Source organism: Brachyspira intermedia PWS/A, assembly GCF_000223215.1.
GTDB classification, from domain to species: Bacteria; Spirochaetota; Brachyspiria; order Brachyspirales; family Brachyspiraceae; genus Brachyspira; species Brachyspira intermedia.
In genome coordinates, this window is the sequence record NC_017243.1 from 3,212,188 (window position 1) to 3,225,476 (window position 13,289).

10 protein-coding genes are annotated in these 13,289 nt (G+C 27.1%); 5 read left to right on the forward strand and 5 right to left on the reverse strand.

The genetic code is table 11. The features are described 5' to 3' along the window. Positions 1 to 10 precede the first annotated feature (10 nt). Together flgF and murA are read right to left on the reverse strand one after the other, a co-directional pair. Entirely contained in the window at positions 11 to 859 is an 849-nt protein-coding gene (flgF, locus tag BINT_RS13980) for a flagellar basal-body rod protein FlgF (protein WP_014489217.1), read from the reverse strand. A gap of 17 nt (positions 860 to 876) precedes the next feature. After that, a complete protein-coding gene (gene murA / locus BINT_RS13985) occupies positions 877 to 2,172 on the reverse strand; it encodes a UDP-N-acetylglucosamine 1-carboxyvinyltransferase (RefSeq protein WP_014489218.1) in 1,296 nt (431 codons plus the stop codon). Positions 2,173 to 3,160: 988 nt separating this feature from the next. Between murA and BINT_RS13990 the strand changes: the two genes are divergently transcribed. After that, entirely contained in the window at positions 3,161 to 3,727 is a 567-nt protein-coding gene (locus tag BINT_RS13990; protein WP_014489220.1) for a hypothetical protein, read from the forward strand. Between the two features lie 598 nt (positions 3,728 to 4,325). Here the strand turns inward: BINT_RS13990 and BINT_RS13995 are convergent. Then, positions 4,326 to 5,027, reverse strand: a complete 702-nt coding sequence (locus BINT_RS13995; protein WP_014489221.1) for a tetratricopeptide repeat protein — start codon at positions 5,025 to 5,027, stop codon at positions 4,326 to 4,328. Between the two features lie 618 nt (positions 5,028 to 5,645). On the opposite strand from BINT_RS13995, the gene BINT_RS14000 reads away from it, so the two are divergent. The 3 genes from BINT_RS14000 to BINT_RS14015 all read left to right on the forward strand — a co-directional run bounded on the left by BINT_RS14000 (position 5,646) and on the right by BINT_RS14015 (position 8,840). Beyond that, positions 5,646 to 6,047 (forward strand): hypothetical protein, encoded by a 402-nt coding sequence (locus tag BINT_RS14000; protein ID WP_041177523.1) that lies wholly within the window; start codon positions 5,646 to 5,648, stop codon positions 6,045 to 6,047. A gap of 148 nt (positions 6,048 to 6,195) precedes the next feature. Further along, positions 6,196 to 8,355: a ribosome biogenesis GTPase Der gene (gene der / locus BINT_RS14005; RefSeq protein WP_014489223.1), complete on the forward strand. Its 2,160-nt coding sequence runs from the start codon at positions 6,196 to 6,198 to the stop codon at positions 8,353 to 8,355. A 107-nt stretch (positions 8,356 to 8,462) separates the two neighbouring features. Further along, a complete protein-coding gene (locus BINT_RS14015; RefSeq protein WP_014489224.1) occupies positions 8,463 to 8,840 on the forward strand; it encodes a hypothetical protein in 378 nt (125 codons plus the stop codon). 625 nt (positions 8,841 to 9,465) lie between these two features. Here BINT_RS14015 and BINT_RS14020 read toward each other — a convergent pair. Next, positions 9,466 to 10,605 carry a VWA domain-containing protein gene (locus BINT_RS14020; protein WP_014489225.1) on the reverse strand — a complete coding sequence of 380 codons (1,140 nt, stop codon included), beginning with the start codon at positions 10,603 to 10,605 and terminating at the stop codon, positions 9,466 to 9,468. Between the two features lie 242 nt (positions 10,606 to 10,847). Between BINT_RS14020 and BINT_RS14025 the strand changes: the two genes are divergently transcribed. After that, a complete protein-coding gene (locus BINT_RS14025; protein WP_014489226.1) occupies positions 10,848 to 12,038 on the forward strand; it encodes an AAA family ATPase in 1,191 nt (396 codons plus the stop codon). A 14-nt stretch (positions 12,039 to 12,052) separates the two neighbouring features. On the opposite strand, the gene BINT_RS14030 is transcribed toward BINT_RS14025, so the two are convergent. Then, positions 12,053 to 13,234, reverse strand: coding sequence for a tetratricopeptide repeat protein (locus tag BINT_RS14030; protein ID WP_014489227.1), 1,182 nt, complete (start codon positions 13,232 to 13,234; stop codon positions 12,053 to 12,055). Positions 13,235 to 13,289 lie beyond the last annotated feature (55 nt).

Genomic DNA, 13,289 nt, shown 5'->3' on the forward strand with positions numbered 1-13,289 from the left:
TATTAAAAAATTATACTCTTCCTACTTCATTAATTACTCTGCCAACCAATGTATCATGAGTAGCTATAGTTTTGGAATTTAATTCATAAGCACGCTGAACTTCAATCATTCTAACCATTTCATTTATAGGGTTTACATTGCTCATTTCTAAAAATCTTGATAATACTTTAGGTCTATCTACACCTTTTTGGGCTATATAAGCAGGACCGCTGATATCTGTATCTACCCAGAAAGATTCACCTTCTTTTTTCAAATATCTTTCATTATCAAATCTTACTATTTTTAATGTATCAAGTATCTCTTCATCTTCCCATTCATTATCATTAAACTGTACAAATGTATTGCCGTCTTGATATCTTCTATTTATACTTACTCTGCCTTCTTCGTCTATATTGAAGTTATTAGTTTTTATCTGAATATAACCATTCTCGCCCATAACTTTATAGCCATGTTTAGTTACAAGATAATGATCTTTATCTATTAAAAAACTTCCGTTTCTTGTATATCTTTCACCATTAGGAGTTTCTATAGCAAAGAATCCTTTATCGCCCAAAGCTATATCAAGCTGATTGCCTGTTTCTCTCAAAGAACCCTGCTCCCATTCTGTGAAAACTTCATTAACTTCAACACCTGTTCCCATTCTTCCTACATAAGGTCTTACATCTGTAGAACCAAGCGGAAATATTACTACTCCGTCATCTTCTGTTCTTGCAGCCATCATTTCTGGAAAAGCCTTAAAGCTTACTGTATCTCTTTTAAATCCAGGTTTATCTACATTAGCCAAATTGTTAGCTACAACATCTAGTCTAGCCTGTTCAGCCATCATTCCGCTAGCACCTGTATAAACTCCTCTTACCATCTATAATCCCCCTAATTTTAATTCTTAATAATATAATTATAAAATATCATCTTTTTCTTTTTTGTTTCTATATTAATAGTTTTTAATTTTTCTTCTAAATTTTCATATCCTCTTTCTATATGATAGATTCTATGAACATTAGTTGTACCTTTAGCTATAGCTCCGGCAGCAACCAAAGCAGCACCCGCACGCAAATCGCTAGCTTGAACATCGGCACCTGATAACTCTTTACCGCCGTTTACAACTATATCTGAAGTATTCAACTCTATATCAGCGCCCATACGAACAAGTTCCGGTACATGACTAAATCTATCAGGATAAATGCCCTCTATAAGCTCGCTCTTACCTTTTATAGTGCATGCCAATGTTGTATAAATAGCCTGCAAGTCTGTAGGAAAACCGGGATAAGGCAATGTTTCTACTTTAAAAGGCTTTAATTCTTTATTTCTTGCATCTATTTCTATAGTAGTTTCTGTAGTTTTTATATCACAACCTATATCTGAAAGCAAATCTAATACATAAGTTAAATGTTTAGGCTCTGCATTTTCAAGCTTCAACTTACCTCTTCCGGCAGCAGCTATTGCTAGGAAAGTACCTGTTTCTATTCTATCAGGAATAACAGTAAACTCTGCACCATGAAGAGCTTCAACACCCTCTATAGTTAGAATATCAGTACCGCCGCCTGTGATTTTTGCTCCCATAGCACTAAGCAAATCAACCAAATTAGTACATTCCGGTTCTTTTGCAGCATTTCTTATGATAGTAGTACCTTTAGCCAAAGTAGCCGCCATCATAACATTATCAGTACCTAATACTGTAGGACCGAATTTGCCTGACAAGTCCATATCAGCACCTATTAAATCGCCTTCAACTCTAGCATCTATATATCCTGCTGTAATATCTATTTTAGCTCCTAATGCTTCCATTCCTTTCAAATGCAAATCTATTGGTCTTGGACCGAAAGCACATCCGCCCGGATATGATACTCTGCAATGCTTTCTTTTAGCTAGTAATGGCCCTAATACTATTATAGAGCCTCTCATCTTTTTAACTAATTTATAAGGAGCTTCCTCGCTTTTTCCGTTATGAGATATTATTACAGTGGTATTATTTTTAAAATCTACTTTTTTCCCTAAAGGCTCTAATATATTTATAAGAACATGCACGTCTACCAAATCTGGAACATTATGAAGTATAACAGGCTCATCTGTTAAAATAGATGCAACAAGCAAAGGCAATGATGCATTTTTTGATCCTGATACCTTTAATACTCCCCCAATATTGTTTGAACCTTCTATCATATATTTATACATATATTTTCCGCCTTTAAACTTTAAAAGTATAAAAATTCTGCTTTCTTTATTTTCGGTATAATGAAAAAAGCCTTAATAAATTTTATTCATATATTATGTAAATATTAAAAATTCATCATTAAAACGCACGGTAAATAGGCTTAAATATATAATTTAAATCACCATTCTCCATAATCATATATTTTTAATCTCATTAACTCGTGCGGTATATTCTGCCCCAATTTTAAAAAAACTTGGGCGGGTGCTGTAATTTATGATTCAGCTTTAAGCTGTAATTTATGATTCAGCTTTAAAATATAATTAAAACTAAAATTCAAAAAATAGTAACAAAGCATAAAGGGCGGGGTATGTAAATAAAATTTTAAACTTATTTTTTATTAACTTTTCCCGCAGCAAAAGTTGCAAAAGTGCCAAAATATATTTTATTTGAAACCTTATCATGAAGTAAATATTATATTTACAATAATAATTAATTACCACCCTAAAGGGAGGGCAAATGTAATTAATTTTTAAATTTATAATATTAAAATAATTGACATAAAATATAAATATTTTATAATTTTGCGTATGGATAATATATTTTATTTAATATCTAGAGAGCAATCAGCAATCAGCAATCAGCAATCAGCAATCAGCAATCAGCAATCAGCAATCAGCAATCAGCAATCAGCAATCAGCAATCAGCAATCAGCAATCAGCAATCAGCTAATTTAAATTTTTTCAATAATATATTTTCATTAATTTTTCATAAAGCAATATCGGCATTGCATAATTTTTTTAATTTTGCTTATAACATTATCAGTATAATTTTAAATATTATAAAGCTAATTATAAAAATTGTGAGTCTCTGTCAAGTTTACTTGACAAATCTTTTGCCGCAGGCACGCAAAGCGAGCGAACAATTTTTATTAGCAATAATAAAAAATAATAATTTAATTCTGTCAATAAAAAAATTTTATATAAAAACAATTTATAAGGAGTTCTTATTATGAACAAAAAAAGTTTTTTAATTTTAATTCTATGTTTATTATTTATTTTCAGCTGCAAAAATAATAATACAAACCCTGATAATACAGAGCCGCCTCCTACAAAAACAGACTTTGAGGAAAAAATAGAATCATATCAAAAGGATTTTTCTTTTGGTTCTACAAATGAATTTATAGAAGATTTATCCATAAATAATCAAACTTCATTTGTTAAAGATACTGCTATTGGACATCATTATATAGGATATGATGGTAAATCTTTATATACTGGTACAGCTGATAGTAAATACTATGTAAAAACAATTTATTTGGCTGAAGAAGTTACTTGGAATGGTGTAAAATATATTGTAAAAAAAGAAATACCATTTAACATTGAAGATATTAAAACTTTTCTTTCATCAACTGAACCTGAAAAAGTTACTGTAAATGATTTAACTAAAGTATATGAAAATGCAAATGACTTTATATATTGCATAAGCTATCCTAAAAACTCTGAAGTTAAAAGATATGCTGTACTAGCTTTTAGAGGTATAAGTGCTTATTTTGGTTTGATACCGTCTGAAGCTTAATTAAAAATATAATAAATATATAAAGAATTGATAATTCAAAGGGTTGGGGATTAATTACATTCCCCGCCCTTTATTTTTTATTGTTTTATTCTACAATTATAATTTAAATTATTTTTATTATTTAATTAGAAAATAAAACACCCCGCCAAACTTTTATTAATTTTTACGCATGCTAAATAGGCTTAAATATATAATCTAAATTAAAATTCTCCATAAGCATATATTTTAAATCTCATTAACTCGTGCGGTATATTCTTCACAATTTTTTAAAAAACTTGGGCGGGTGCTGTAATTTCTAGTTTAAACAGCAAGTAAATACAAAGCAAAAATAACAATATAAATTAAAAAGTCTAAAGGGCGGGCAAGTGTAAATTAAATTTTAAAACTTTATTTACATACCCACCCTTTATTCTTTATAGTATATTTTTCAAATTTTAACTTTAATTATATTAATAACTTGATAAGAAAAAGCACACCCACCCAAATGATGCTTAAATTTAAAATCCATTTAACGCACGATTAACGAATTTTAATTATTTAATAAATTTCCATTGATAATGCAGTTATTTTTTTGGGTTTTATTCACCGTGCGTAAAGTTTATTTCAAGCCATATTTATCTTGAATCTCTTTTATATTTTCTCTAGCAATATCATAGTTAGGGTCTAATTCCAAAGCCTTTTTATAATCTTTTAAAGCTTCATTGTACTCCTCTAAATTTTCTTTAGATACTCCTCTGTTATTATAAAAAGCTCCATTATTAGGATTTAACTCTATAGCCTTATCATAGTCTTTAATAGCTTCTCCATATTTACCTAAAACATCTTTAACAGTCCCTCTATTATAATAAGCATCACTATCATTAGGGTTTAATTCTATTACTTTATTAAAATCTTTAATAGAGTCTTCATATTTACCTAAAACATTTTTAACAATTCCTCTGTTATTATAAGCATCACTGTAATCAGAGTCTAACTCTATAGCTTTATCATAGTCTTTAATAGCTTCTTCATATTCACCTAAATAATCTTTAGCAAGCCCTCTGTTATTATAAGCATAAGTATAATTATGGTCTAACTCTATAGCCATATCATAATCTTTAATAGCTTCTTCATATTCACCTAAATCAGCTTTAACACTTCCTCTGTTATAATAAGCAGCACTATAATTAGGGTCTAACTCTATGGCCTTATTATAATATACTATGGCTTCTTCATATTTTCCTTCAAGACAAAAAATATTTGCATTATCAAAATAATATTTTGAATCCATACTAGAATCATTATCCTTAACAACTGACATCAAAATTTCCTAATATAAATTTATTGAAATCATTATAATAGAAAAAAATTTAATACTATAATAATTAGCATAAAATATTACGCACGGTTAACTAAGCTCTATATATAATAAAGATTAAAATTATAAATCTATCTATATTTTAAATATTATTCTGCGTGCGGTATGTGAATTTTAAATTTAAAAAACGCTTGGGTGGGCGTTATAATTAAATGAAAAACTATCAAGAAAAATAAAATAAAAATAACAAAATAAATTTACATACCTAAAGGGCGGGGTATGTAAATAAAATTTTAAACTTATTTTTTATCAACTTTTCCAGCAGCAAAAGTTGCAAAAGTGCCAAAATATATTTTATTCGAAACCTTATAATGAATTAAAGAACCTAAAGGGCGGGCAAATGTAATTAATTTTTTTAAACTTAATTTGACTCCTCAAACTTCACATTATAAAAACATAATTTAAATTTAATAAGAAAAAAGTATATACAACAAGAATTTTATTAGTTTTTTAATATATTTAGCATATTAACATAATATTTTTTTATAAATTCTGTTTTAATAAAAATATAATTATGGTATAATATATCTAACAATTTTATTAGGAGTAAGATGGGATATTATGACATACATTAAATTGAACAAAGAATATAAAGATGAAATAGTATACGAAACTATGCTTAAAATGGGATTTTTACATTATTTTAATACTAACTATTATTATAATAATAAAGGTATTCAATTCAAAAATGATGCTGAATATACTTTTATAGGTTTATTCTTATCATTTGATAATAACATACTTACTATTAACCATAATCATAGTATTTTGTATTTATCAGAATTTTTAACTAAGCATAATATAACTAAATTAACAGATATAGAGCCTTCTTCCTTAATTGATGTAGAATATGAAGGAAAAGATCCTTATTACTGTTTTTCAAAATTGAATAATATTACACAAAAAGTTATTATTACTTTTATTGCAGAATTTGATAGAATTTACAGTAGTCTTGCAAAATAATATAAATAAAAGCGGTAAGAACTAAAAAATATAAGACATACAATTTTTGTCTTCTTCATATAATTATAAAATAAAAATATAATAGCAATATATTAAAAATTATGATATGATTAATTTTCATCATAATAAATATAAAAGGCTTAAATAAATGATAAATATCGCTATACTTGGAAGACCGAATGTTGGTAAATCTACACTATTTAACAGATTTGCAGGAAGAAGAAAATCTATAGTTGACCCTATGGCAGGAGTCACTAGGGATATAAGTATAGCTAAAACATATATTGATGATATTGCATTCAATGTTTTTGATACAGGCGGACTGCTTGATGTAAGCGATGACACTTTAAATGAAAAGGTAAGAGAAAAAGCATTAAAAACTGCATTAGAAGATTCGGATATACTTTTATTTTTAGTAGATGCACATCAAAGCCACCCAGATGACAGACATTTCATTAATATAATAAGAAAATCCGGAAAACCTATAATACTTGTTATAAATAAAGTAGATGCTGATTCTCATAATAATTTGGTAAGTGAATTCTATTCATTAGGTATAAAAGATGTATCTATAATAAGTGCCGAGCATAATAACGGCATTGATGATTTAAGAGAAAAAATATTAGAAGTTCTTGAAAGAAACGGATTTGATTTAGAAGCAGAAAGAGAAATATCTAAAAATAATGATTCTAATAATGATGAATATAATAATACAATAGAAATTGAAAATATTGATGAAGATTTTGAAGAAGAATATTATGATGATGATTTAGACGAAGAAGATGATGAAGAAAATTATAATAATAAAAAAGAAAAATCAAAACAATATAGACTCGATGAATATATAGCACAAAAGAAAACAATCAATATAGCAATAGTTGGAAAGCCAAATGCAGGAAAATCCACTTTATTAAACACATTAATAGGAAAAGACAGAAGTATTGTTTCAAATATTGCAGGCACTACAAGAGATGCTATAGATGAAACATTCAATTTCAAAGATGATGATATTTGTCTTGTAGATACTGCCGGAATAAGAAAGAAAAAAAATGTTAATACTGATGTTGAATACTATAGTGTAAACAGAGCAATAAAAGCCATAGAAGCATCTGATGTTTGTATATTAATGCTTGATGTTTTTGAAGGGCTTACAGATCAGGATAAAACTATTGCCAATCTTATAATAGAAAGAAGAAAAGGAATAGTAATAGCAGCAAATAAATGGGATATAAGAGAGAAAGGAACTACTTGGAATGATTATGAAGCATATATGAAAGACGCTTTTCCTGTTCTTAATTATGCTTTTTATGCAAGAGTTTGTGCCAATAGAAAAAACGATGCTGAAAAACTTTTATCTTTGGCAGTAAGAGTAGCAAAAACAAGAATGCAGAGATTTGAAACTCATGCACTCACAGAAACTATGGTGAGAGCTACTAGAGAATATTCAATATCTGCAGGAGGAAATCCTTTCAAAATTTTCTATGTAGTTCAAACAGGAGTAAATCCTCCGGCTTTTGCTGTATTTTGCAATCATCCTCATAAATTAAATTCGCATTATAAAAGATATTTAGAAAATAGATTCAGAGAGATGTTCGACTTTAGGGGAACACCTATTATCCTCAATTTCAGAAAAAGAGGTAAAAATTTGGAGGTTAAAAATATGATAGTTAAAATTATAGTAAGCATACTCGTTTCATATATAATCGGAGCAATACCATTTTCATTCATAATAGGAAAAATAAATGGACATGATGTAAGAAAAGAAGGAAGCTGCAATCCGGGTGCCAGTAACGTACTTCGCGTATGCGGTAAAAAAGCTGGAATCGCTGCTTATATTTGTGATATAGGTAAGGGAATGATTGCCGTTTTAGTACCGTCTTTTATATTATCAAGCATCATTTCAACTCATAGCTATATATTAGTAGCTTGTGCTGTTGCTTCTATACTTGGGCATGTATTTTCTATATTCTTAGGTTTCAAAGGCGGTAAAGGTGTTGCAACTAGTGCAGGTTCTATGTTTATGCTTGCACCTGTAAGCTTGATTCTTACTATGGTATTTTTCTTTATAGGTTTATTTGCTTCAAGAAAAACTGTTGCTATAGGTTCTACTTGCGGAGCTATTGCTTTTCCTATAGTTTTAAGTTTTTTATATTTTAAAGCTAATTTTTTATACAGAATATTTTTTAATATCAATTATATAGTTCTTCTTCCTATAGCTATACTTCTTGCAATATTCATAATGATAAAGCATATACCAAATTATAAAAGAATGCTTAAGGGCGAAGAAAATAGTTTTTCAAAAAAATAATAATTAATAAAAATATCAATATTAATTTTTGATAAAATACTATTTACAATTTCATAAAAAACATTAGTATTGTTTTACATAAAATTAATTTATTTAGGGGTTAAATTATGAAACATTGTATTAAAATTCTAAGTCTATCTTTTATATTTTTATTTATTTTCAGTTGTTCAAACAAAACTAAAATAGCAGGAAGATATGAGGGTGTTTTAAATACAACTCAAAATACTAAACAGCTTATAACCAATAAATGCATAGTGATTGTTAATGATGATAATTCTATGAGTATTGATATACAAGGTGAAAACATATATAAAGATAATATTTCAATATCTAAAGAAGAGCTTATAAAAATTGATGATTATTCTTATGTAGCTAGTAAAAATTCTAAAAATTATACATTTGTTTTCCATTCTGGATATATGGTATTAACTATAGAAAATACAGATAATACAACAACCAAAGGCGAACTTTCAAAAATTAGTTAACCGCACGGTAATATGATTTTTTAATATATGTTTAATTTATAATTCTAATTAAACATATATTTTTAGCTTTATTTACGTGCGTTATGTACACAATAAATTTAAAATCCGCTTGGGTGGGCAGCAAGAAATTCTAATTAAGCAAATAAGAAAGTAAAAGTTATATTGCAGAGTGAAACTTTAAATATAAAGGGCGGGCATATGTAATTAAACTCTATATATACCTAAACAACTATATTTTGTCAAAAATAAATTTATATTTTTGTTTTTATATCTGGGGCTTTGCCCACCGCTCTGCGTACTTCGTAATACCCCAGTTCTTTTACGACCGAAGGAAGTACTGTAAGTATTGGTATAAAAGAACCTATATCCTCGACAGACTCGGATACGCTTCGGGAAAGGCTATATTTTAACTTAAATTTAATAAATTATATTATATGTAAAATATTTTCTAGTATGATTTAGCACTAATTTTATACTCGCACTTTTTGCAACTTTGGCGAAGCCCGCAGAGCGTAAGCGGCGGCAAAAAAGTTGATAATAATTATATAATGTGTAGTAGTCGGCAAAATGAAATCATTTCAGTATATCCTAAGCTTTTATTTTATAATGTTATATTCAAAAATAATCAAGATATTACACTGCTTATCCATTTAGAAAGTTCATTAGGTGTAATGGCCGCAACTTTAGCACCAATCTTTGACAACTGTTTTGCTGCCTCTTTATCATAACTTGCATCAGCATTATAGTCCAAAGCAGGAAGTACAAAAAGTTTAGACCTTGCCTCTATTATATCTCTTGCACTTTTATACATATATTTGTAATCTTTATTATCATATAAATCACTTATAAGAAGAACTATAGTTTTATCAGGTATAGTTGTAATCTTTTTGGCATATTCCAAAGCCATTACAATATCAGTACCTCCTCCCAACTGTACTTTGAATAATACATCAATAGGGTCTTTTACACTGTCGCTTAAATCAACTATAGAAGTATCAAATATTATAAGTTTTATTGATAAATATGGAAGGTTTGAAAATATAGAAGCCATTATTGCAGAATATATAACTGAGTCAAGCATAGAACCGCTTTCATCTATTAATATTATTATATGCCATGGATTATATTTTTTTATGTTTTGATTGAAATATAATTTATCTACAAAAATAGTTTTATCTTCTATGTTATAGTTTTTTAAATTATTTCTTATTGTTTTTTTAACATCAAGATTTTTAAATATTTTATTTTGAGTAGTAGAGTTCGGAAGTTTTTTTCCATAGAAAACTTTTTTTATATCGCTTTCCATTTTATTTTTTATTTCATTGACAACTTTTCTTACTATATCATAGGCAAGCTTTTTCACATTACCATTCATCATATCTTTAAATGTGAGAATATTTTTTAAAAGCTCCATATTAGGCTCCATCTCTTTTAAAATATTCTCATCAGTAATCATTTCAGTAAGATTATATTTTTCTAATGCATGAGTTTGCATGATTTCAACTGTTTTTTTTGGAAATAACTTTTTTACCTTCGCAACCCAAGTAGGAACAGTTAAAACACTTGCCCCCTTTCCGCCTCTCTGTTTATCATTATTTTCAAAATCAGCGTATCCGGCTTCTTTGCTGTATTCTCTATCATATAAAAAACCTAATGATTGATCCATTTCAGCATACTCTCCATCAAGCTTTAAATTATCTTCAGCGAAACTTCCGAGTATTAAACGCCATCTATTTATATTTTTATTATCTACATTATTATCCATACAGTAATAATAAAATAAATAAATAAAAAATCAAATTTTTTTATGCTTTAAAATACTATTCTAATTCCCCGACCTCTATGCTTTCTGCTTTATTTTGTCATTTTAGTATTTATTTTCTTATATGATTTAATAAGAAATTATAGCACCCACCCAAGCTTTTTTAAGTTTTTTTATCTTTACATATTTGATATTGTTTTGTTTTTATAAGGTTAAAGAGAAAATATATTAAAAAATAAAATAATATGCTAAAAAAATTTACAATTTCAAATTACAGATCTTTTTATGATGAGGCTGTCTTGGATTTAACCGTTGATATTGCCAAAGAAAATGAATGCCGATTTATAAAGAAGATCAATGATGAGTATATATCAAAATTATGTCTTTTATACGGATATAATGGATCTGGTAAAAGTAATTTAATTAATGCTTTAAAATTTATTCTTTATTCTAATAATGGATATATAACTTCAAGCGATGACAGCATCAAAAAACTTTTAGACCCGAATATGATTCATGGCAAAAATGATAAAAGCCGATTCTGTTTGGAATTTTACTCTAATGATGAATGTATATTATATTTGTATGAACTGGTACTGGATAATGAAAATAAAAGAATATATTCAGAAAAATTGATTAAAAATAATGATATTATAATATTTAAAAGAGAATTAAATTATATAAAAGACGGCATATTTAATTATAATAAATATATTCCAGATACAAATACATTTTTAAGTTTTATAAATGATGAAAAAATAGATGAATACCGAGAAGAAGTAAATTATTATCTTTCATTATTTAAAAATCTATGTTTCTTATTTCCATTTACAAATGAAGCAGACTTTTCTTCTTATGCTATAGTAGAGGCTTTCGATTATTTCAATAAATATAATGTTTGGTATATATATAAAAAACTATTATCTTTTATTGATATAGATGATTTGAGTATAGAAGAAAGCATATCTCAAAATGAATTTTCTTTTATTATAGATAATAAGAGATTAGTATCTAAACATGACAGTTATAAAAATGATTTTGATGAAGTAGAATCTGAAGGAAGCAAAATTTACGCTATTAATTTGATTTATATATTAGTTTCTCTTCTTAATGGCACATTATCTATAGTTGATGAATTTAATGGAATACAGTCAGAATTATTAGAATTTGTTGTAAATTTATTCGGCAGCAATGTTTTTAATAAAATTCACCCAATAGAAACAGATACTTCTCAGCTTATACTTTCCACCCATGATTCATCTCTTATGAGCATTGAAGGAACTATGCTTTATAATTATTTTATAACAAATAAAGAAAATAATATAAGCCGTATTTATAGAGTCGATGATTTATCTAAAACAAATAATAATTTAAATATTGATAATTTAGAAAAAGAGTATAGAAAAAATAGATTAGGACTTACAAAGAAAAAATAAATATATTTTAATGATTAATATTTATATATATATAATGAACCTCTATTATCATAAAGAGCTTCAGCAGAATTAATTTTGAATGCCATATTACAATCTTCTATAGATTTGTCAAAATATTTTTTATCACCGGAGTTTTTATATTTAGTAAAATACAAAGCACTTCTATTGTTAAGAGCATATATATTATTGTAATCTATTTTTATAAGCTCATCATAATCATTTAAAGACCTTGAGAATATGTTTTCATCTCCGCCTATTTTATATTTCACAGAATATAAAGTTGCTCTGTTATTAAGAAGCTCTACATCCAAATGATTAGCAGATAAAGCATCATTAAATATAATCAAAGCAGTTTCATAATCTTCTTCCGATTTCTTTAACTCATATCTTACAGAATATAGTATTGCTTTGTTGTTTGATACATTTTCATTATTTGTATATAATGATAAAGCATATTGAAAATATTCATTTGCTTTTTTGAAATATTCATCTTTATTTTCTCTGCCGTACATTTTTGTATATAATATACCAGCTCCATTCAAAGCTAAATGATTTCTATCATCTAATTGAAACATCTTTTCTATTATTTCTAATGCCTGATCATCTCTAGAGTTTTTCATCTCTTTTACTAATCTTTTGTACATTTCCTCGATCTCAAGTCTTATAGCCTCGCTTGAAGATGAATCAATCATATTTCCTATAGGATTAGAAGGTTTTTGAGTATCCTCTTTAATATTTTCATTTACATTATTAGCTGGCGGACTAACATAAGATGTATTACTTATACTATTATTAGTGAAATTAATTACAAGAGTCAATATAAACATAAGAACTGCTATAAACAATAAAGCATAAGTAGTTGTTCTTACATTATTTTTCATTGTATAGTCTACAGAAAATTTTAACGAATTAAAGTGAGGAGTTATACCTAATCTTACCTGTTCTTTAACTAAATTAGTAAATTCATTTGCTATGGCATAATTATTCAACTCTTCTTTAAAGTATAAAGTCATCATATCCATATACTTACTTTCCATTCTCAATGAAAGTGAGTTTGTAAAGTTTTCAAGTTCTTTTCTTATTCTATTTTCTGTACCTACACTATATATGTTATATGTAATAGAGAATACTAAAAGCATTATTGGGAATAGTATTAATATAACTAAATTGAGTTTTCTTATAGCTTTTTCTTTCATTTCTTATAAAAAACCTTTTTCTATTACATTGTATATATTTTAACACATTTACTCA